Origin of the sequence: Halorubellus amylolyticus, assembly GCF_034808145.1 — an archaeon.
Lineage (GTDB): Archaea > Halobacteriota > Halobacteria > Halobacteriales > Natrialbaceae > Halorubellus.
Genome location: NZ_JAXHGM010000004.1, coordinates 94,449 through 115,362, shown reverse-complemented (window position 1 = coordinate 115,362; position 20,914 = coordinate 94,449). Strand labels below are relative to the sequence as shown.

Here is a 20,914-nt window from a genome sequence, read left to right as displayed (position 1 = left end):
GGTTGAAGGACGGCGCGACCCGACGCTCCGCCATGACTCTCGTTGCCGTCCTCGCGGACCCGGCACGCCCCGGACTCGTCCTGCCCTCGCTCGTCGACGACGGCCCGCTCGACGCCGACGAGGCCGCCGACCTCTACGAAGCGAGCCTCCTCGACACCGTCGCCGCCGCCGCCAACTCCGGCGCGAAGACGCTCGTGAACTACCGCGGCGACGACACGCTCCCCGACGAGCACGTCACCGACACGCCCGCCGAAGCCGAGGTGCGTGCGCTCGCGAGCGAGGTCGTCGACCTCGGCGCCGACGACGTCCGGTTCGAGGTTCAGGTCGGGTCGACGTTCGACGCGCGCGTCGGGAACACCGTCACGCACCTCCTGCGCGACGACCCGGACGTCTCCAGCGTCCTCGCGACCGACGCCGTCGCCCCGCTGCTCGGTCGGAAAGACGTCGACTCCACGAGCATGAAGCTCCGGCGCTCGGACGTCGTCATCGGCCCGAGCACCGACGGGACCGTCTGGGGAGGCGCGTTCAACGACTCCATCGACTTCGACGGCGCGTACACCACGCCCGCCGTCGAGACGCTCGCCCAACGCGGCGTCGACGCCGGCCTCGACGTCGGGTTCGCACCCACCTACCCCCGTATCGACACCGTCCCCGGCCTCCGCACCACCGTCGCCCAGATCCGCGCCCGCCAGCGCGCCGACCGCGCCGTGCCCACGGCGACCGCCCAGGTAATCGGTTACCTCGGCCTCGCCGTCCGCGACGGCGACGACGGCGCCGAACTCGTCCGCGAGTGACCGCCCGAGAGAACACCGCCTAACCGACAGGCCTAATGGCGTTCTCGCAGAAACACCGACCGAGGTGGGATGGCAGAGCGGCCTATTGCGCCTGCCTTGAAAGCAGGTGGCGTCAGCCTCCTGGGTTCGAATCCCAGTCCCACCGTTCTCCACGCGAACGAGCTCGCCGAGCGGCAGCGATCGCGTGGGCTCGTGAGCGCACTCGAGAGCCACGTGTGTTCAGGTGCACTGGATCTCGCGTTCGAGGGTGACGGTGACGGCGTCGCCGCTGGCGTGGATGACGACTGTCTCCCCGCAGGTGACGTTCTCGATGGTCGCGCTGGTGGTGTCGCCGCCGTCGAGCGAGCCGTCGCCGGGTGTCAGCGAGGTGCTGTCGCCCTCGTCGGTGGCGGTGACGGTGGTCAGCGCTATGTCGCCCGGGAGCTGGTTGGTGACGGTCACGGTAGCGGTCGTCGTGTTGTTCGTCGCGTTTCCGGTGACCGAGACGCCGAGGTACGCGCTCTGGTCGTCGGCGACGTCAATCTGGACGCTACGGTCGAGGCTGGCCGCGGAGAACGCACTCGTGCCTGCCGTCGTCGCGAGGACGACGAGTGCGGCTGCGAGGACGAGCCAGCCGCGGCGCGTCACGGGTCTCGCACCTCCGCGGGCCGTTCGCGCGCGCCGAGCCGCATCCGATAGTAGTTGTCGTAGCAGTGCCCGACCGCGGACACGAGCAGTGCGACGGCGAGGAACAACCCGCACGCCCCGGGCGACACCCACGAGAACGGCGGCACGCCGAAGGACGTACCGGCCACGGCAACGAGCGCGACGACGGAGAACCCGAGGTAGTACACGCCCCACGGGACGTCCCCGCCCGTGAGCGAATCCACGTAGAAGTTCTTCCGCGCCGCCTCGTCCGAGAGCGACACCCGCCCGCGCTGCGCGTCGAACTCGATGAACCCGTAGTCCGCCATCTTCGACAGGTGGAACTGCCGGAGCGCGTTCCGCACGCGCTTTCGCTCCCGATGATCGAGCTTCTCGATCGGCTTGTCGTACTCCCAGCTCGCAACGCGCTCCGCGAGCTCGCTCACCGACAGCTCGCGGTCGGCCTGCTTGAGCGCGTGAATCACGAACCGCCGACGCTGGTTACTCAGCATCTCCAGAACCGCGTCGCGAGAGAACGTCGCCGACGTCGGCCCTTCAGCGTCCGCTGTCCCCCCGACAGCGGACGACGACGACTGCGTCTTGCTCATCGCCCTTCACTCTCCCCAGACGTGGTTCCTTCCCGATACCGCAAGCCAAACAAGAACTGCTTCCCCCTCATGCCGGAGAAACCCACGCAAGACGAGCAAATTGTTATACAGACAATATGCAAGACTGCGGTTCGTTCCAGAGAGCTCGCGCGCAATCCGGTTCAGCGCTCACACTCCTTGGGAGCGTACGCCGTCGAGTGATTCTGCTGTCCAACCAGTTACCGAGCAGTTCCCACGGACTGATCACTCCGTTCAGGGCCATCTGCGGTAATCTTTCCGCAGTAGGGCACGTCTGTCACACCCACATGCAACGTTCGCAATCCGACTGACGGTCTGTGCGGGTAAGCCCAATCGCGATTGCACCGTCGCGTGATACCCTCCGCGATTTCACGCCCTGTATATTCCAATACTGGACCCCGTTCACGTTGGAAACACGCGCTCCGCGACAACGTGGCACACCTAATCTGGGGAACGAGGGGCGCGAAAAAACAGATAACAGAACTATGGACCGCAGAAAATTCATGCTCGGACTTGGATCGCTCGCCGCAGGCGGCGCGGCCGCAATGGGGACCGGTGCGTTTGGAAGTGTTGAGGCAACGCGTACGGTCAACGTCGATGTGGTGGGTGACCAGTCAGCTTACCTGGGACTGGATGCTGACTCACCCTATGCGAAGAACGTTGGCAAGCAACTGAAGCTGGACTTCGGGCCCAACGGACATGGCGGTCAAGGAGTTAACGCGGATGCGGTGACTTCGTTTGATGGAGTCTTTCGGATGGACAACAACGGGCCGAACGAGCTCGACATCACGATAGACAAATCTGGGTTGGCGAACCCCGATAAGTGGCATTTCGTCCCGAAGGAAGTGTACGACGAGTACAGTGGCAGCTACCCCGAAGACAGCTTCTATCCAAGCTGGGACAACTTCGGGGGGTACGAATCGACCAACGCGAGTGGCGGTGGACTCAATCCTGGCGACTCGACGCTAGTCGGTGTGGCAATCGACACCCGGGACAAAGGAAGTCTGCCGGGTGGTGAAATTCGGTACGCCGTCACGGATGCCGATGGCCCGTACGGGAGCAACTAGACATTCCAACAACTGGACCGACCGCATCCGACTTACTTCCTTTTTCGCCCGACGCATAAGCCTAGTTCTGCGTCCTCGCCTTCTTCTGAAACCTCTGTATAACAATGCCTCGCAGGTCCATCGGTACTCTCGTTATGGGGTTGAGGAAGACGGGATCGGTAGTTCTGCAGATCATGCTTGTCTTTGCCGTAATCTCACTACTCGCTGGAGCGGCCCTTGGTCAACCTATCCTACTGAGTTACGTCGAGACCGAGAGCATGTCTCCGACGCTCGAACCGGGTGATGGGTTCATCGCGGTACCGGCACAAATCGAATCTTCCGTGGCAGAAGGCGACGTCGTCGTATTTCGTGCAAAGGAACTCCACGGTGGTGGACTAACCACACACCGGGTCGTGGACGAGACCGAACAGGGATTCATCACCAAAGGAGATGCGAACCCCTTCACTGACCTCGAAAGCGGGGAACCACCAGTCAAGCGCGCGCAAGTCGTTGCAACCGCTCTTCAGATTGATGGGGAAGTACTCGTCATTCCGTACCTCGGTACAACCATTGAAACGACACGCTCGCTGTTGTCGATGGTACAAGCTCGGCTCTCTGCTGCCTTGGGGATGCCTTCGCTGCTCGGGACCGGGGGGCTCGCGTACCTGCTCTTTGCGGGGACCGTGCTCTGGTATGTGCTGGGAGAGTGGCGCGCCGAGAGTGATAACCAACCGGACCGCGTGACGTCACGGAGGACGGGTATCGATGGCCGGGTCGTGATAGGAACCTTCGCAGCTATTCTCGTCCTAGGGGCGACGGCAGCGATGGTCGTACCCGCGGGTACCCAGCAGTACGAGGTCGTGAGCGCAGAGTTCACGTCCGAGCGTCCGAACGTCATTCCGATGGGCGAGTCGAAGAGCCAGCGGTACGCGGTCGGGAACGGCGGGTTCCTCCCAGTCGTGACGTATCTTGAACCTGCGAGCGATGGCGTCGACGTCGACCCGCAGGAGTTGTACGTGGAGGGTAAGAGCGTGGTGAACGCAACTGTGACCTTACACGCACCGCCGGAGACCGGCTACTATCGGCGATTCGTGGTCGAGCACCGCTATCTCGCTGTCCTCCCACAGCCCGTGATACGGGGACTCTACCAGATTCACCCGTGGGCGCCTATCGTGAGCATCGACGCGTTGATTGCGGTGCCCTTCTACCTCGTCGGCGTAGCGCTCGTCGGCGGCGGCCGGATTCGTGACCGGTCACGCGATTCCGAGCGTTCCATATCGAGCCGTATTCGCCGTTCGCTGAGGCCGTAGCGATCTCCAGATAACATTTGATCCTATCTAAGAACAGGTTCTCACGGCTGTTGGTCAGCGTATTCAAACTGTTTTCAGAACGTCGAATTGTCCACCGTAACGTTCCTGGACCCACTCGTCGAGGACCTCGTCTAACTGACTGTCGGCGGTCTCGAGGTCCGACGCGTCCGTGGAGGCAAGCAGTCGCCACTGTTCTTGGGTGTCGTCGAAGCCGAGTGCGTGGGCGGTGCCGCCGGTCTGCATCTTGACCGCGTAGATGTCGACCTCGCCCCCGGCGGGGATGCCACCGTATGGTGCGATCCGCACCCCTTGCTCGTCGAGCGTGGCGATGTCCTGTTGCCCAAGCGGTCTGGTCGGGAGGCTCGTGATGGGTCGCATTGGAAGAATCGTACGCTACGCGAAGACTGCCAATCACAAAGTTATAGACACCAAACGAGTTGAAACGCTTGCCACAATGGGGCCTTCCCAGCGACGAAATCACGGGTCAGTGTGTAGTGACGATATCTCTTGATTCGGTTCGGCAGGACAGACCCTGCTCAGGAATCGGCCTGTATACCATTATTCGGCTATCGACCGAGTTAGAACCCGCCGCAAACAGTGTTTGTCGGCGCTCTCCCGGATATAACAGGCTTGTACGGCTTCAAATCCGTTGGATAACTAATTGACTGCGCCCTGAACAGGGCGGTCATGACTGATCGTTCGCTGCGGATTCGTGCGCTGCTTGATGCGCAGTTCGCGGTGATCGTGGCGGTCTTGGTCGTGTTGGCGCTCACTGGTGGATGGGTGGTTTATACGACGCACGTTGAACCGGGGACTGAGGGCGTGGAGCAAACGGCGTCGTCGTGGGAGACGGCGAGCGAGTTCCAGCATCACGCTGTCGTGACGGCGGTGAATCCGCTGTACGAGGTCGGGTCGAACCTTACCGGTCGGTCGGTGTACTTCGCGGAAGTGACGCCGCGGTTCGAGGGTGCTTACGAGTACTCGTATGACGCCACCGGCGATGGGGAGTTGAACGCGTCGGTCGAACTGGCGGTGGTGATGCGTGGCGTCGAGCAGGCGGATCGGTCGGAGAACGTCACCGTTGTATGGGAGCGAACGCGCCGGCTGAACGCAGAGCACTGGGAATCGCTGTCGCCAGGGGAAGCGGTGTCGGTGCCGTTCTCGGTGAACGCGACGAAGCTCGCGAACCGCACCGGGCAAATCGAGCAGAGTCTCGGTGAGCCCTCGGACGAGACCGAACTGTTCCTGCGCGCGACGGTCAACGCGTCGGGGTCGGTGAACGGGCAGTCGGTCGAGCGGTCGCGAGTTCACGCGATGGCGCTCGCGTTCGGTGGCGGAACGTATCGCGTGCGTGACGCAGGCCCGAACGTCGAGTCGTTCGAACGCACCGAGACGGTGTTTCGCGAGCAGTCCTACGGTGTGGTGCGGGCCGCTGGTGGCCCACTCCTGCTGCTGGCTGGCTTGGGCGGACTCGGCGTGCTCGGGGTCGCCCGGCGACGCGACCGAATCGCTCTCTCGGCTGCGGAGCACGAGCGCCTCGCGTACCTGGACGACAGGCACGGGTTCGACGAGTGGATCTCGGAGATTGGGTTGCCGCCGCAGGCGTTCGAGCTTCCGACGGCCGAGGCGTCGTCGCTCGGCTCGCTCGTCGACTTTGCGATCGATACCGACAACGGCGTCGTGGAGGCGCCGGACGAGGAGGCGTTCTACGTCGTGCACGACGGGTATTTGTACGAGTATCGGCCACCCGACCTAGACGAGGAGGAGGGTACTGAATCGAGCGTCGAAGCCGACGACCCTGAGGTTGTCGACCTCGACGAATCTCGGTTCGAGGACTTCGAACGGGACGTCGACGAGGAGGAGGTGCCGTCCGGGGTCGCGAGCGACGGCGCGGAGGACTGACGGGCCGGGTCGATAGCGAGCGCCGTCAGTTAGTCGTCGCTCTGGCCGTAGGATTCGAACTGCTGGAGGACGACGTCGAGCTGGTCGTCGGTAAGTTCGTGGGGCTCGCCGCCGATGGCTTTGGCGCGGAGGTAGAGCTCGCAGAGCGATTCGACGTGGTGGGTGTTCTCGATGGCGGTGGGGAGGTCGGGGCCGGTGACGACGAGGCCGTGGTTCTCGATGAGGGTCGCCGTCGAGTCGGCGTCACGCATGGCGTCGACGGCGTTCTTCGCGAGGGCTTCGGTGCCGTAGGGCGCGTACTCGGCGACGGGCACGCGTTTGCCGACCGCGACGATCATGTAGTGGATCGGGGGGAGTTCCTCGTGGAGGGTGGCGAGCGTGGTGGCGTACGGCGAGTGCGTGTGGACGATGGCGCCGGGGTCGTCGAACCGGTAGATGTGGCGGTGCATGGGGACCTCGCTGCTGGGGTCCATCGCGCCGTCGAGGTGCTCGCCGTCCATCGAGAGGACGGGGACGTCCGAGGTGTCGAAGCTGTCGTAGGGGACGCCGGTGGGCGTGATGGCGAACGCGTCGCCGTCGCGGACGGAGAGGTTCCCGGTGCGGCCGGGGGTGAGCGCGGCGAGCTCGGGGGCGTGATGGACGACGGCGTCGCGGATGGCGTCGTGAGTCATAGCAGGACGTCGGTTACGGCCGCGAAGTCGTGAATGTGGTGGTCTGGCGTCATGCGGCCGTCGAGGTCGTCGTGTTCGCGCCGTGGGTCGAAGAGGACGGTCTCGAGGCCGACGGCGTTCCCGCCTTCGATGTCGGCGGTCGGGTTGTCGCCGACGAACGCGGCGTCGCTCGGGCGCGTGTTCAGTTGGGCGAGCGGGTCGGTGAACATCACGCCACTGGGTTTCTCGCGCCCGGTCTCCTCGCTCGTCAGGAGGAGGTCGACGTACGGTTCGATGCCGAGGTGGTGTATCTTCTTCAACTGGATGCGCGTGGTGAGGTTCGTGACGATACCGACGTCGACGTCGGCGTTCTGGAGCGTGCGGAAGACGGATTCGACGTGGTCGTAGATCTCCATCTCGTGGACGTACGCGTCCCAGTACGCTTCGCCGAGTTCGAGCGCGTGCTCGGACTTGTGCGTGCCGGTGTGGATCTGGATGGCGCGCTTGAAGTACAGGAAGCGTTCGTGCGCGCTGGCGGTACCGGCGAGCTCGCGCTTGGTCTCGCGGCGGCCGTCCTGGTAGAGCGTCTCGAAGGATTCGCGGTCGAGGTCGTACCCGAGTTCGAGTGCGGTGCGCCACGCTTCGCGTTTCCCCGCTGCGTTGCAGGGCGCGTACGGGTAGAGGGTGTCGTCGAGGTCGAAGAGTACGACGTCAGTCGGCATACTTCCGGCGTTGACCGAGGGAACGATTAGGTTCTTCGGACCGCAGCGGTCCTTTCGTTCGGGTCGTCGGTGTTCGTGCACGCGTCGAGGGTTGCGTTTCGATGCGGTTCGGTCCGGGCTTGATGTAATCGCTGCGGCGGGTGTGCTAACGGGTAGTTACTTGCGTAACGGCAAGTTACTTTTTCGCATGGTTTCCGGGGGTGTTTCGGGTAGTGGTCGCGTCGTGGTGGTGGACGACGAGGAGCGGGTCGCGGACGTGTACGCGACGTTCCTGTCTGACGAGCACGACGTCGAGGTGGCGTACGACGGCGACGCCGCACTCGACGTCGTCGACGCGGACGTCGACGTCGTCCTCCTCGACCGTCGGATGCCGGGGATGCACGGCGACGAGGTCCTCGACCGCCTCCGCGACCGCGGGTACGACGGTCGCGTCGTCATGGTGACCGCGCTCAACCCCGGGTACGACGTCGTCGACATGGCGTTCGAGCAGTACGTCTGCAAGCCCATCGCGCGCGAGGAACTCCGGACGGTCGTTCGACGCGAGTTGCTGCGGTCGAACTACGACGACGCGCTCCAGGAGTACCTCCGCGTGCAGTCGAAGGTGACGACGATCGCGGAGAACCACCCGGACCCGGCCGCCGTCGAGCATCCGCGCGTGCGAGCGCTCCGCGAGCGCCTCGACGAGATACGGGACGGCCTGCTGGAGACGCTCGTCGAGCACGCCGAGCTCGAGTACGAGTCCGAGAGCGGCCCCGTCGTCTGAGCGACGCGGGGGTTCGAGAAGCGAACGCTCTCTCAGCGCGTCCAGTCGGTGTCCAGGTCGAGCGCTCGGTCGACGAGCGCGTCGTCGTAGACGTCCCCGGTCTGGTCGGGGTGACGGGCGTGGATGGTGCGGACCGTCTCGACGGTGTTCGCGAAGTTCTTGAACGTCGCCTCGTCGACCATCTGGCCGTCGACGGTCACCGCACCGGTGCCCTCGGCCTTCGCGGCGTTGAACCGCTCTATCTTCGAGACGTCCCTGTCGAGCTCCTCGGGCGTCGGCATGTGGATGCGGTTCGCCTGAACGGTCTGCTTGGGGTAGAGGCTCCAGGAGCCGTCGAGGCCGACCGCGGCCTCGCGCTCGACCTGGTCGGCGTACGCCGGAGCGTTGTAGTACGTCACGCCGGCGCGTTCCTCGAAGAGCTTGTCGAACGGCCCGCCGACGGCGACGACGTCGTTCGCGCTCGCCTCGTTCGAGAGCGCTTCCAGGAGGCCGTCCCAGCGCGGGCGGTCGCCGTCGATGGCGCGCCCGCCGAGTTCGGCGGTGTAGTCCACGGGCCCGAAGACGAGGCCCGCCAGGCGGCCGCCGCCCTCGGCGTCGTCGTCGCCGAGCATCGCGATCTCGCGGAGGTCCGACCGCGCCGCGGCGGTCTCGACGATGACGGCGAGCTCCATCGAGCCCTCGGGGAGGCCGGCGGCGGTCTCGGCGCGTTCGAGCACCTCGATCGCGCGTTCGACGTCCGCCGCGCGGCCGACCTTCGGGACGACGACGCCCGTCAGTTCCTCGCCGACCGCTTCGAGGAGCGTCCGTATCTCCTCCTCGCCGCGGTCCCGGAGCGTCGCGTCGTCGTACGCCCACTGGACGCGCGGCCATATCTCGCCGGAGAACGCGACACCGCCGTCGAGCCGGTCGATGGTGTTCTCCAGCCCCTCGGCCTTCATGTCCGGGGCGGTCCCGTCCTCGAGGTCGGGGACGAGCCAGTCCGGGGCCTGGAAGCCCTCCGAGGCGAGCGCGGAGTCGAGGTACTTCGCCGTGTTCTCCTTGGGGACGGCGGCCGGTGCGGTCTGGAAGGTGCGTGCGATTCTCATCTGTATCAGTTGCCTGCGTTCGTCGTCGAGCGTCTCTGTATCCGTGCGGTCCGGGTCCCCGAGTAGACGGGGTCGTCGTCCTGGTTGAACGCGACGTGCTCGAACTCGACGGTGCCGTAGCGTTCGTCGGCGTCCTCGTCGCGGGCGTCGCGGACGTGCGTGAAGCAGTACACGGTGTCGCCGGGCGTGACGAACGTGTGGAAGCGCTCGTCGTCGAACCCGACCTCGCGCCACGTCGCCTCGTCGCTGCGGGCGTTCCCGAGCGCGGTCGACCGCGTCACGTCGCCGTACGCGACGAGGTCGCCGGACGGCGAGTCCGCCATGACGTTCGCGTCGTGATGCTGCTTCGCGGTGTTCAGCGTCATCAGCGGGAGCTGGCTGACGGTGACGGCGTCCATCGTCCGCCCGCGCTCGTGGCGGTACGCGACCGCCGCGTCGCCCCCATGCGTGTCTTCGGTCGTCGCGAGCGCCGCCGCGAAGTCCTCGAAGTGCCCGCCGTCAGGTTCGACGAACGTCCCCGGGAGGCCGAGATCACGGTCGTCGGTCTCGGGAGGCTCGTCGACGGACTCGTGCTCGCCGCCGTCGGCCGCGGGCGGGTTCCGGCGCGGGATCATGTTCGTGCGTTCGTAGGAGAGCAACCGGTCGCCGGTGTCGGCGTCGACGCCCTCCGTCCGCCACGTCACGATGCCGTAGTTCGGTCGCGAGGAGGACGTCGCGGTGTCGAGCACCTCGCTGCGGACCTGGAGGGTCGTCCCGAGGTCGACCGCGTCCGCGTGGAACCGGAGGTTCGTCCGGCCGAGGAAGTACCCGCCCTTCTCCGAGAGATCCTCCACGGTCGGCCCCATCACCGCCGCGGTGACGTAATCGGGGTGCGCGGGCACCGAATCGAACCCGCGGTCGCGGGCCGCGTCCGGCCGCCAGTACGCCGGGTCGTGGTTGAGCGTCTGCCCCGCCCACGTCTCGCTGGCGTGACGCGTCAGCGTCAACCCGGGGTCGTGCTCGAGTTCGTCGCCGTCCGCGAAGTCCTCGAAGCAGTTCCCCTTCGCTTTCGTTGCGGCGCGGTCGAGTGCCGCGCGGAACGTCTCGCCGTCGGAGAGTTCGAAGTCGCCTGTCATGTGCTGGAGTCGGTAGCCGTCTGCATCAATCGTCCGCGACCGCTCTGGTCGTCGCCTCGGCGTCGTCGCGAGCGAGCGCGCGCCGCATTTCGTTCTCGACGACCATGTAGCCCTCGTCGAACCCCATCCCGGGTTTCGCGAGCACCTGGAAGGCGTCCGTCGCGAGGGCGACGTGCGCGCACGCCCGGGCCGACGTCACGGTCTCGTTGCACGTCCCGCCGAGGTACGCGCGAACGTCCGTGCCCTCGCAGTACCGGACCGCCTCGCCCGACCGCTGGATGCCGCCGAGGTCGGGCGTCTTCACCTGGACGACGTCCGCGGCGCCCGCGTCGACGAACGCCTCGACGTCCTCGAACGTGTTGCACCACTCGTCCGCGACCAGGTCGACGTCGACGTCGGCGTCCGCGAGCGCGTCCCGGAGCTCGGTCATCGCGTGGATCTGCTCGGCGCGCCCGCCGACGTCCATCGGGCCCTCTATCTGTATCGGGTGGTCGCCCGCCGCCTCGCCGAGCGACCCGAAGTAGTCGACGACCTCGGCGCGGTCGTAGGGCGCACCGAAGACGTCCCCGATGACGCCGTACACGTCCAGATGGAGGCGCGGCCGGTAGTCGTCGGGCCCGAGTTCGCTCGCGCGGTCCGTGAGCCACGCGACGTACTCGCGGAGCCCCTCGCCCTCGGCGCCGAGCTTCTCGACGCTGTTGAACAGCCCGTGCGGGAGGACGGGGACGCCCTTTATCATCATCTTCTCGGCGTTCACGTACCGGTCGTCGCCGGACTGGCCGAACACCGGAACCGGCTCCGTGGCGGGCGTCGTCCCGAGGTGGTCGGCGAGCGTTCGCGCTCGCGTCCCGCCGTTCGCGTGCGCCGCCGCCGCCAGCAGCGCCTGGGACACGCCGTACCGGACCGCAGTATGGAGTTGCTCCCGGTCGTCCTCGCCCGGCATCGCGGCGAGCTCGGCGACGTTCGTCCCGAACTCGCTCGCCGACCGACCCTCGAGTGCGTCCGCGACGCGGTCCGCGACCACCGTCTCGTAGCGGTCCGCGCGGAACAGCGGGTCGCGACCGCCCGCCCCGGAGTACTGCACTGCACAGCAGTCCCCGGAGACGGTCGTCCCGTCGCTCAGGTCGAGCTCCACGGTGAGGGCCTCGCCGGCCTCGCGGACGGCGTCGAACCCCTCGGTGACCGGGTCGCCGTCGTACGCGAACCCGTCCTGGGTCGCACCCCGCTTGATGGCGCGCTGGTCGTCGAAGAAGAACCCCGAGACGGTGGGGACGGCGCGGACGCGCTCAATCCGCACGCGACTCACCTCCGTTGGGCGCGGCGGCATCGTCGCCGGCCGCGTCACCGCCCGGGTTCGGGCGCCCGATGAGGCGACCGTCGCTGATGGCGTCGACGTCGTCAGCGACCATCTTGAACGACCGCTCCCGCCCTTCCGTTCGCGCGCGCTCGTCGAGGAAGTTCCCGTGGATCTCCTTGACGTCGTCGCTGACGTCGAGCTCCGCGAACTCGAAGATGCGGACGCGGCCGTCGTCGTCCCGCGCGGGAAGCACCGCGCCCATCGCGGCGTCGCTCGGCGCGAACGGCACGTCGAGCGCCCCGGAGGCGAACGCGTCGACGACGCCGAGTGCGACGTCGCCGTCGCCGTGCGCCTCGACGGTGTCGACGAGCTCCATCGCCGTGCGCTCGATGAGCTCCTGCTCCTCGTCGACGCCCTCGAGAGTGATCGCTTGCTCGCGGACCATGTCCAGCATCTGGCGGGTCGTCCGCAACCCCGCGGCGTTGGCCTCCTTCGTCGGGACGCCCTGGAACTCCTGGGGCGACTTGGTGATGACCTTGTCCGGTTCCGCGACCGCCGCGGTCGTCCCGCCGAGGCCGATGACGCCGTTCGCGCGCGCCTCGTCCGGCGGGAAGCCACCCATCCACTCGTGGAAGACCGTCGTCACCTCGACGCTGTCGTCGAGGTACTGCTCGCCGAGGTTCTTGAGCGCGCGGAGCGCGGCGACGTCCTGGACGAGGTTCCCGACCTGCCCGTACCCGAGCGTCAGCGAACGGACGCCCTGCGTCGCCGCGAGCTTCCCCTCGACGAGCATCACCGCGATGGCGATGCTCGGCGGGACGAGCGTCCCCGTCAGCGGCCCGAACGGCTCGCGGTTGATGGTGATACCGCGTTCTGTGTACGCGCCAGCGAGCCGGTCGACGAACTGCCAGTGCTCGATGGTGTCCGCGAGCGAGTTCTCCTTGCAGTAGGGGATGTTGTAGCTGATTGGGCCGCCCTCGAAGCTCTGGAACCCGCCCGCGAACGTGATCGCCGCGAGCAGTCGCGCGTCGGGCGTCCCGTGCCGGACCTCGATGGGGGCGTCGAGCGCCTCGACGAGCTCCCGGCAGCGTTCGACGCCGTGGTTCACCGCCGGGAACCCGTTCAGTGCGGCCTTCCCGGTCTCGCGCGCCTCCTCGAGTCCGGTCTGGGCCTTCTCGTATTGGTTGTCGCGCGTGTACGAGTCGATGGTCGTGGGCAGGAGGTCGGCCTGCCCTTCGTCCTGGAGGTGCTCCAGGAGCGAGACCTGTTCGTCGAGACGGGCGACGCCCGCTCGCGGCTGGAGGAGCGGCCGGTCGGCGTCCTCGAGGACGTCAGCGAACCGCTTGCTGGCGGGCAGGGATTCGTGAAACTCGACGGCTTCCTCGAAGTCGACGGCGCCGCCTGTCGACCAGTTCCCGCGGACGTCCGCGTCGGTGCGTCGCAACTGCTCGGCCGGGATGCGTTCGTCGCGTAACATCCGGGATCAGGCGGTGACGCGTTCTGTATCGCGCTCGCTGTGCGCGCAGTCCATCTCGAGGGCGCGGATCGCTTCCTCGGGACCGGTCTCGCTGTCGAAGACGCGGTCGAAACCCATGTCGCGGAACGTGCGTCGGGTCTCCTCGAAGTCGTTCTGGCCGACTGCGAGGTTCCCGCCGATGTACGTGACGGTGTCGACGCCCGCTTCCTCGAGGGTCTCGTGGAAGCCGCGGCAGTCCTGCTCCGCGTGACCGTAGAGCGAGGAGACGAGTACGGCGTCGGCGTCGTGGGTAGCTGCGGACTCGGCGAACTCCTCCTGGGAGGTCTGGACGCCGAGATTGTGAACCTCGAACCCTGCTGCGGAGAGGGCCTGCTCGAGGATGGTGATACCGACGACGTGCGCGTCGGACCCGATGACACCGAGAGTGACTGTCGCGGCCATGTACTCGCTTAGTTGGATGAACAATAGTTAAAGATAATGGTCTATCATGATAATATTCCTTATACACGTTGAAGGGTGCGTTTGAGAATAAACCACACCATCATTATCTATTGGGAAGGTTTTTGCGTGACGGCGTCCACGGACGCCTCATGCCAGGACGCGACGCCGGCGACGAGCCGGCCTCGACCCGCGCCGACAGCCACACCGAGCGCGACGCCCCGACCGGGACCACCGGCGACGAGGGCCCGCTCTCGGACCTCCGCGTCGTGGACCTCACGCAGGTCCTCGCCGGCCCGTACTGCACCATGCTCCTCGCCGACCTCGGCGCGGACGTCGTGAAGGTCGAACGCCCCGGCGGCGACCTCATCCGCTCGAACCCCCCGCACGTCGACGACGCCGCCGACGAACCCTACGGCGGCTACTTCCAGAGCGTCAACCGCGGGAAGCGCAGCGTCGAACTCGACCTCGGCGACGACGACGACCGCGAGGACTTCCGCTACCTCGTCGAATCTGCCGACGTCGTCGTCGAGAACTACCGCGCCGGCACCATGGAACGCCTCGGCTGCGCGTACGAGGACCTCCGCGAGCTGAACCCCGAACTGATCTACGCGAGCATCCGCGGGTTCGGCGACCCACGCACCGGCGAGACCCACCGGCAGGGCCAGCCGAGCTTCGACCTCGTCGCACAGGCGCTCGGCGGCGTCATGGAGATAACCGGGCAGGAGGACGGTCCGCCGACGAAGGTCGGCCCCGGAATCGGCGACCTCTTCACCGCCGTCCTCGAAGCCGTCGGCATCCTCGCCGCCGTCCACCGCCGCGAACGCACCGGCGAAGGCAGCTACGTCGACACCGGCATGTACGACGCCATGGTCTCGATGTGCGAACGCGCCGTCTACCACTACTCGTACGACGACGACGTCCTCACGCGCCAGGGCAACAGCCACCCGACGCTGTTCCCGTACAACGCCTTCGAGACGGACGACGGCCACGTCGTCATCGCCGCGTTCTCCGACGGCCACTGGCACGAACTCTGCGAGGCGATGGACCGCCCCGACCTCGCCGCCGACTACCCCGACGCCGCCAGTCGAGTCCGCGCCCGCGACGACCTCCGCCCCCAGATCGCGGAGTGGACGCGGACGCTGACCGCGGACGACATCGTCGACCTGCTCGACGGCCGCGTCCCCGCCGCACCCGTCCAGGACGCCGCGGACGTCTTCGACGACCCGCACGTCCACGACCGCGGGATGCTCGCGGACGTCGAACAACCGGGCGCGGACCGCGACGTCACCGTCGCCGGCTGCCCGATCAAGTTCGGCGACGCCCCCACCGGGCCCCGCGGTCGCGCCCCACTGCTGGACGAGCACCGCGACGAACTCCTCGGCGACCGCGAACGCCCGCGCGCCAGCGGCGACGACTGAGCGACCCCCTGACAGTCCCGCTATTTCTCGTTCGCGGACGTACGTCCCACCATGCACGCCAGACACGTGACCGTCGACGGCCTCGCGTGCAGCAACTGACTTCGGCGACGCGGCTCCGAACACGGACCCGCCGGTTACACCGTCGCGCGGTCGACGAACTTGTAGAACCGACTGGAGTCGACCCCTGGGTCCTCCTCGGGCTGGTAGACGAACGCCAGCCCCTCGCGTTCGAACGTCGCGAAGAACTCGCGCCACGGGACGACCGTGAACCGGTCCATCTCCGGGAACGAGAACCGGAGGGCGCCGTCACCGTTCGCGCTCGCACGCGCCGGGTTCGCGTTTCGCTGCTCGGCCCACCGACGGATCGTCTCGTGGTTCGTCGTCGCATCCCCATGACCACCGGCAGGAGAGACGGATTCGGACATTCCTACCCGCGTCTTCGACCCTCCGACGCCCAAGTCACCGGCCAAACCCCCTAGGTCATCCGACAGTCGACGTGACCGTGGCAGTCAGTAAGCCCCGCGACAGTCGACGTGACCGTGCAGTCAGTAAGCCCCGCGACAGTCGGCGGCGTCGTCGGGGAGAGAAACCCTTTTGCGCCTTCCATCCGGACGCTCTCGTATGACCGACTGGCCGTTCGACCCCGACGGAGACGAAGGCAGCGAGGGCATGCGGAAGTACGGGATGGCAATCCTCGCGAAGCGGCTCGACGAGGACGAGGACTTCCCGCTGAAGGCGGCCGACTTCGTCGACGAACACGCCGACGAACCCGTCCGCCTGAACCACCGCCGCGTCGTCAGCGTCGCCGACGTCTTCGAGCACGTCGACAAGGACGAGTTCGATGACATCGTCGACTTCCACAAGACCATCGGTCGCGCGATGCGCTCCGGGGACTTCTGGGAGTACCAGCCGAAAGCCGGCGAGTCGAACATCAAGCCGGCCTGACGGCGGACTCCTTCCAGCACGCGTCAACGACCAGCGACCACCCAGCCGTCGGCACGCGAGCGAACGACGTTCGTCGCGTTTAGGGTGACTTAAGCCGCCGGCTCCGCTACGTCCCGCCAACGTGACGAACACTCAGGTCACTCTCTTCCAGATCGATAACTACGGTCCCTGGACGGTCACGCCCGAACCGCGCCGGGAGGTCGACCTCCAGACGCTGCAATCCCGCCTGTACGCCGACCTGTCCCAGCTCGTCGGGAACCGCGGTGGGTACGTCTTCTTCACGCGGTTCGACAACATGATCGCGGTGACGAACGGGCTCGACGACGCCGACCTCGAGCTCATCCAGGAGTCGGTGCGGAACCGCTACCCGGTGACGTTGAGCGTCGCGACCGCGACCGGGACGACGCCCGCGCAGGCGCTCGTCGACGCGACCGAACTCGTGCAGGACCACGGGAGCGCGCAGGACAAGTCCCGGCGCGAGGTGCTCGCGGGGCGAACCATCGCCGGCGACCATCGACGCGAGGACGACGTCACCATCGCGCACTTCGACGTGGTGGACGCGACCGGCAAGTACACCGACGAACTCGACGCCTTCGAGACGTTCACGCACATCGAGCAGGGGTACGCGTCCCTCATGCGGCACCTCTACACCGAGTACGACGGGCTCGCGTTCTTCGTCGGCGGCGACAACGTCATCGCGACGGTCCCGGACCTCGCCGAGAGCGAGTATCGGGCGGCCATCGAGCACGTGCAGGCGGACGCCGACGTCGAGCTGCAGGTCGGCGTCAGCTCCGACCGGACCGCACACGAGGCGGGGATGGACGCCAAGCACGCGCTCGAGGACTGTCGCGCCCGCAACACGACCGTCGAGTTCCACTAGACGGCACCGAGACCGCACCGAGACGGAATCGAGACGGCACCGCCGCGCACGCCGGCGGTCACGGCGACGTCGACGCGCCGTCCGCGACGAACGAACGTCTCGCGTGACCCACTCTCCTGAGGGACGCGGACGCACTCCGACCAGCGCCGCGCCGGTCGGTTTCCGCGCCCGTATAAGCTGGAACGGGCTTAAGTCTGCTGGAGGTAGCTTTTAGAACGGTCGTGCCAATCGTTCACGTATGAATGCGGACGTGTCGATTCGCGACGTCGCAGCCAGGAACTTCGTCGGCGTCACGGAGACCGACTCCGTGAACGGCGCGGCGAAACTCATGTACGAGGACGACACCAGTTGCGCGGTCGTCCTCCGCGGCTCCGAACCCGTCGGTATCGTCACAGAACGGGACGTCGTCGGGCTCATCGCCGAGGACGGCGACCCGATGAACACCGAGGTGAGCGTCGTGATGAGCGAGCCCGTCGTCACCATCGACGCCGAGGAGTCCCTCGCGCTCGCCGCCGAACGCATGGGGACCGAGAGCATCCGTCATCTCGTCGTCACCGCGGGCGAGGAACTGTTCGGCGTGCTCGCCGCCGACGACGTCCTCGGTGCGCGCTCCGCGACCGCACCCGGGAACGCCGAGCCGACGGCCGGCGACCTCGTCGAGAACGGCGGGATGCCGGTCGCCGACGACAGGAGCCAGCCCGCCGAGGACGCCACGTACGACCCCCAGAGCATCTGCGAGGTCTGCGGATCGCTCAGCGACACGCTCACCGACCGGAACGGCCAGCTCGTCTGCGACAACTGCCTTGACGTCTGAGGGCGACTCACCGCTGCCCGACGTCGGCTCTCCCGTCGTCGCCCGTCGCTACTCGACGTCGGCTCCGGGCCGTCGCTGTCTCGACGCAGCCGCCCGAGTCGGCACGCACTGGTCGGTCGGCCAACCCCGCCGGTCGGCCGCCCATTTATACACTCGGCCCTGGAACGGCCGGATTTACCCGTTCGAGAGCCATCGGAACCACCCCACGAAACGGTGGTGGTGGGGTCAGACTTATTACACCCGCCTTTGTAAGAGACTCACATGGCACGGAACGTGCGAAGACGTGACGTACTGAGTGGCATCGGCGCGGCCGGACTCGCAAGCACCGCAGGCTGTATCGGCGGACTCGGCGGCGGCGGCGGTGGCCCCGACATGCTCACGGTCGTCGGCTACCCCGAAGACGGCATCCAGCTGTTCCGGGACTTCTACAGTTCCTACGGCGACGACACGGACATCCTCATCCCCGACGGCCTCCGCGACGGCGACCTGCCAGGACAGGTCGGGAACGACATGAGCAACATCACCGGCACCGCACCCGCCGCCGGCGGCCCGAACCAGGAGGCGTTCACGTCGCTGTTCGAGGACGAGTACGGCGAATCCCCCGGCGTGTTCTCGACGCAGTCCTACGACTCCGTCGCCATCGGCATCCTCGCGAACGCCGCAGCCGGCGAGAACAGCGGGACCGCCATCCGTGACCAGATGCGCAACGTCGCCAACCCCGGCGGCATGGAGGTCGGCGTCGAGAACTTCGTCGAAGGCGTCGAAGCCGCCGCCAACGGCGAGGACATAAACTTCCAGGGGACGTCCAGTTCGGTGAACTTCGACCAGAACGGCGACCCGGCCTCCGCCGCGTACGCCATCTGGAACTTCATCGAGGGCGGCACCGAGAGCCAGGAGGTCCAGCAGTTCCAGGGCGCTAACCCCAAGGGCAAAGGCCCGAGCGCGGACGATATGCCCGGCGGCATGGGCCGCGAGATCATGGTCGGCATCCTCCTCCCGGAGACCGGCGCGCTCGCGTCCACCGGCGCCGACATGATCCGCGCAGCACAGCTCCCCGCGATGCAGGTGAACGAGAGCGACATCGACATGGAGGTCACGACGCAGCTCGAGGACACGGAGACGAACTCCCAGTCCGGTGTCTCCGCGGCGAACTCTCTCGTGAACGCCGGGTTCCCGTACATCTGCGGGAGCGCGTCCTCCGGTGTCAACGTCCCGGTCTGCCAGGAGGTCCTCATCCCGAACGAGGTCGTCGGCTGCTCGCCGTCCTCGACGGCGCTGTCCGTCACGAACCTCGAGGACAACGACTACGTCTTCCGGACGGCACCGTCGGACCGCCTCCAGGGTCGAGTCATGGCGCAGGTCGGGAGCGAACGTCTCGAAGCGGAGAGCGCCGCGACGCTGTACGTCAACAACGACTACGGCCAGCAGCTCTCCGAGCGGTTCTCGGGCGTGTTCGAGGACGAGTTCGACGGCGAGGTCTTCCGCCAGGTCGCGTTCAACCAGGGCGAATCCTCGTACAGCTCCGTCGTCAGCGACGCGATGAGCGCACAGTAGGCGCGCGACACCACGCAGGCACGCGAATCACGCCGATTTCTTTCGACACCACGGTCGACAGCGGCGCAACCGGCTGAGCGAACCACCGGTGCTGGACCGTTATCACGTCGTTCACGAACTCGCTCGACGTTTCACGGGTGAACGGTTCACAGCCGGATGTTACGTGCGGGTAACGCGACGGCCAGTCCCTGGCGGTCGGTGTCACGACCGGATTACTCGTCGGGTCGGGTGATCGCGTCCACCCGGTGACGTCGTCGAGCCGGTCGAGTAAGCCGCGATGATGCGACGACCATCCGAGGGGGTCGGGCGTCGATGCGACGACCAGCAGCTCGTCGCTCACCGACTCGACACGCCGCGGTCGCGTCTCGGGACGCCCGCGATGGCGTGAAATCGGTAGCAGGGACGTACCTCGACCGCCCGGATTCGGGGTCGGTCGTCAGCGCGTCATAACAAAGCGACGAGCGCCACGCGTGCTTATCCGTGCGTTCACAATCCACATCGACGAAGCTGCTCGCCGTGGTACTCGCCGTCGCCCTCGCCGGGAGTACCGTGGCGTTCGCCACAGTCATCGACTCGAATCAAGCCACAGACAGCCACGAGGTGAGTCAGGACACCACGTACCTCCGCGTCGCGCACGCGTCGCCCGACGCGCCCGCCGTGGACGTCCGCGTCGAGAACCAGACGGTACTCTCGAACGTAACCTTCGGGGACGTCAGCGACTACCTCTCACTGCCCGCGGGGACGTACAACGTCTCCATCGTCGCGAACGGCACCGAGACCGCGGTGTTCGACGGGGCGGTCACGCTCGAACCGCGGACGGTGAGGACCGTCGCCGCCAGCGGTGAGGTATCCGAGGACGCCAACGCGTCCGACACGGCCTTCGCACCCGCCTTGTTCGACGACGACGCGTTCACGCCCGGCGCGAACCAGAGCGCGCTGAGCGTCGTGCACCTCTCGCCGGACGCGCCCGCCGTCGACGTCACCGCGGCGAACGGGAGCGTCGTGCTCGCGGACAACGTCACCTTCCGGAACGCCTCGGACTACGTGTCGGTTCCCGCCGGGAACTACACCGTCGAGATCAGGCCCGCGACCGCCGGGAACAACGAATCGGTCGTCGCGACCGCGAACGTCTCGCTCGACGGCGGACAGGCGTACTCCGCGCTCGCAGTCGGCTACCTGGACACCGAGGCCGCACCCGCGGACACGCCCTTCCAGGTGCTCCTCACCGAGGACGCCTCGCTCACCGTCTCCCTCCCGTCCGACGACGAGATGACGGGGAACGAGACGACTGAGACGACGACCGGCGGAGAGACGACGACCGCCGGAGAGACGGCGACTGAAGGAGAGACGACGACTGCAACGACCGCCGGAAACGAGACGACGGTCGCGTAGAGCCGACCGTCCGCGGTCGGTCTCCACCGGCGCGTGGCCGGTGGTTCCGGTTCGTTCGA

22 protein-coding genes and 1 tRNA gene are annotated in these 20,914 nt (G+C 66.9%); 12 read left to right on the top strand and 11 right to left on the bottom strand.

All coding sequences use genetic code 11. The features are described from left to right. The first annotated feature begins 32 nt into the window (after positions 1-32). Together SM754_RS11740 and SM754_RS11735 are read left to right on the top strand one after the other, a co-directional pair. The gene (locus tag SM754_RS11740) at positions 33-794 is read left to right on the top strand and encodes a hypothetical protein (protein ID WP_323676424.1); all 762 of its coding nucleotides are present in this window, start codon (positions 33-35) and stop codon (positions 792-794) included. Between the two features lie 63 nt (positions 795-857). Beyond that, a tRNA-Ser gene (locus tag SM754_RS11735) sits at positions 858-939 on the top strand. A gap of 74 nt (positions 940-1,013) precedes the next feature. Here the strand turns inward: SM754_RS11735 and SM754_RS11730 are convergent. Together SM754_RS11730 and SM754_RS11725 are read right to left on the bottom strand one after the other, a co-directional pair. Beyond that, positions 1,014-1,421, bottom strand: coding sequence for a hypothetical protein (locus SM754_RS11730; RefSeq protein WP_323676423.1), 408 nt, complete (start codon positions 1,419-1,421; stop codon positions 1,014-1,016). Then, on the bottom strand, positions 1,418-2,026 hold the full coding sequence (locus SM754_RS11725; RefSeq protein WP_323676422.1) for a DUF7344 domain-containing protein: 609 nt from the start codon (positions 2,024-2,026) through the stop codon (positions 1,418-1,420). Before SM754_RS11725 ends, SM754_RS11730 begins: the two co-directional genes overlap by 4 nt. Positions 2,027-2,547: 521 nt before the next feature. On the opposite strand from SM754_RS11725, the gene SM754_RS11720 reads away from it, so the two are divergent. Together SM754_RS11720 and SM754_RS11715 are read left to right on the top strand one after the other, a co-directional pair. Further along, positions 2,548-3,111, top strand: a complete 564-nt coding sequence (locus SM754_RS11720; RefSeq protein WP_323676421.1) for a hypothetical protein — start codon at positions 2,548-2,550, stop codon at positions 3,109-3,111. 134 nt (positions 3,112-3,245) lie between these two features. Further along, complete coding sequence (locus tag SM754_RS11715) at positions 3,246-4,400, top strand: signal peptidase I (protein WP_501993781.1); 1,155 nt, start codon at positions 3,246-3,248, stop codon at positions 4,398-4,400. A gap of 63 nt (positions 4,401-4,463) precedes the next feature. Here SM754_RS11715 and SM754_RS11710 read toward each other — a convergent pair whose 3' ends face one another. Continuing rightward, entirely contained in the window at positions 4,464-4,778 is a 315-nt protein-coding gene (locus tag SM754_RS11710; protein ID WP_323676419.1) for a DUF7964 domain-containing protein, read from the bottom strand. Positions 4,779-5,087: 309 nt separating this feature from the next. Here SM754_RS11710 and SM754_RS11705 point away from each other — a divergent pair, with 309 nt between their 5' ends. Next, positions 5,088-6,302, top strand: coding sequence for a DUF5305 domain-containing protein (locus tag SM754_RS11705; RefSeq protein WP_323676418.1), 1,215 nt, complete (start codon positions 5,088-5,090; stop codon positions 6,300-6,302). A 29-nt stretch (positions 6,303-6,331) separates the two neighbouring features. On the opposite strand, the gene SM754_RS11700 is transcribed toward SM754_RS11705, so the two are convergent. Both SM754_RS11700 and SM754_RS11695 read right to left on the bottom strand, forming a co-directional pair. Continuing rightward, on the bottom strand, positions 6,332-6,973 hold the full coding sequence (locus SM754_RS11700; RefSeq protein WP_323676417.1) for a ribulose-1-phosphate aldolase: 642 nt from the start codon (positions 6,971-6,973) through the stop codon (positions 6,332-6,334). Next, complete coding sequence (locus SM754_RS11695; RefSeq protein ID WP_323676416.1) at positions 6,970-7,674, bottom strand: ribulose-1,5-bisphosphate 5-phosphatase; 705 nt, start codon at positions 7,672-7,674, stop codon at positions 6,970-6,972. Before SM754_RS11695 ends, SM754_RS11700 begins: the two co-directional genes overlap by 4 nt. A 187-nt stretch (positions 7,675-7,861) precedes the next feature. Between SM754_RS11695 and SM754_RS11690 the strand changes: the two genes are divergently transcribed. Next, positions 7,862-8,437, top strand: a complete 576-nt coding sequence (locus SM754_RS11690) for a response regulator (RefSeq protein WP_323676415.1) — start codon at positions 7,862-7,864, stop codon at positions 8,435-8,437. A 32-nt stretch (positions 8,438-8,469) separates the two neighbouring features. Here the strand turns inward: SM754_RS11690 and citE are convergent, their stop codons facing one another. The 5 genes from citE to glmS are packed head-to-tail and all read right to left on the bottom strand — an operon-like array spanning position 8,470 to position 13,852. Further along, the gene (gene citE, locus SM754_RS11685) at positions 8,470-9,522 is read right to left on the bottom strand and encodes an L-malyl-CoA/beta-methylmalyl-CoA lyase (RefSeq protein WP_323676414.1); all 1,053 of its coding nucleotides are present in this window, start codon (positions 9,520-9,522) and stop codon (positions 8,470-8,472) included. Between the two features lie 5 nt (positions 9,523-9,527). Further along, on the bottom strand, positions 9,528-10,637 hold the full coding sequence (gene mch / locus SM754_RS11680) for a 2-methylfumaryl-CoA hydratase (RefSeq protein ID WP_323676413.1): 1,110 nt from the start codon (positions 10,635-10,637) through the stop codon (positions 9,528-9,530). Between the two features lie 25 nt (positions 10,638-10,662). Beyond that, entirely contained in the window at positions 10,663-11,934 is a 1,272-nt protein-coding gene (locus tag SM754_RS11675) for a methylaspartate ammonia-lyase (RefSeq protein ID WP_323676412.1), read from the bottom strand. Continuing rightward, positions 11,924-13,411, bottom strand: coding sequence for a methylaspartate mutase subunit E (locus SM754_RS11670; RefSeq protein WP_323676411.1), 1,488 nt, complete (start codon positions 13,409-13,411; stop codon positions 11,924-11,926). The genes SM754_RS11675 and SM754_RS11670 overlap by 11 nt, the downstream gene beginning before the upstream one ends. A gap of 6 nt (positions 13,412-13,417) precedes the next feature. Then, positions 13,418-13,852 carry a methylaspartate mutase subunit S gene (gene glmS, locus SM754_RS11665; protein ID WP_323676410.1) on the bottom strand — a complete coding sequence of 145 codons (435 nt, stop codon included), beginning with the start codon at positions 13,850-13,852 and terminating at the stop codon, positions 13,418-13,420. A 149-nt stretch (positions 13,853-14,001) separates the two neighbouring features. Here glmS and mct point away from each other — a divergent pair, with 149 nt between their 5' ends. Beyond that, positions 14,002-15,270, top strand: coding sequence for a succinyl-CoA:mesaconate CoA-transferase (mct, locus tag SM754_RS11660; protein WP_323676409.1), 1,269 nt, complete (start codon positions 14,002-14,004; stop codon positions 15,268-15,270). 134 nt (positions 15,271-15,404) lie between these two features. Here the strand turns inward: mct and SM754_RS11655 are convergent, their stop codons facing one another. Further along, the gene (locus SM754_RS11655) at positions 15,405-15,695 is read right to left on the bottom strand and encodes a hypothetical protein (protein WP_323676408.1); all 291 of its coding nucleotides are present in this window, start codon (positions 15,693-15,695) and stop codon (positions 15,405-15,407) included. A 196-nt stretch (positions 15,696-15,891) separates the two neighbouring features. Here SM754_RS11655 and SM754_RS11650 point away from each other — a divergent pair, with 196 nt between their 5' ends. From SM754_RS11650 to SM754_RS11630, 5 genes are all read left to right on the top strand, one after another. Further along, a complete protein-coding gene (locus SM754_RS11650) occupies positions 15,892-16,215 on the top strand; it encodes a DUF5785 family protein (RefSeq protein WP_323676407.1) in 324 nt (107 codons plus the stop codon). Positions 16,216-16,336: 121 nt separating this feature from the next. Next, the gene (locus SM754_RS11645) at positions 16,337-17,095 is read left to right on the top strand and encodes a GTP cyclohydrolase III (protein ID WP_323676406.1); all 759 of its coding nucleotides are present in this window, start codon (positions 16,337-16,339) and stop codon (positions 17,093-17,095) included. Positions 17,096-17,333: 238 nt separating this feature from the next. Then, entirely contained in the window at positions 17,334-17,909 is a 576-nt protein-coding gene (locus SM754_RS11640) for a CBS domain-containing protein (RefSeq protein ID WP_323676405.1), read from the top strand. Positions 17,910-18,170: 261 nt separating this feature from the next. Continuing rightward, on the top strand, positions 18,171-19,463 hold the full coding sequence (locus SM754_RS11635) for an ABC transporter substrate-binding protein (RefSeq protein ID WP_501993780.1): 1,293 nt from the start codon (positions 18,171-18,173) through the stop codon (positions 19,461-19,463). A 480-nt stretch (positions 19,464-19,943) separates the two neighbouring features. Next, positions 19,944-20,855: a DUF4397 domain-containing protein gene (locus SM754_RS11630; protein ID WP_323676403.1), complete on the top strand. Its 912-nt coding sequence runs from the start codon at positions 19,944-19,946 to the stop codon at positions 20,853-20,855. Positions 20,856-20,914: the final 59 nt, after the last annotated feature.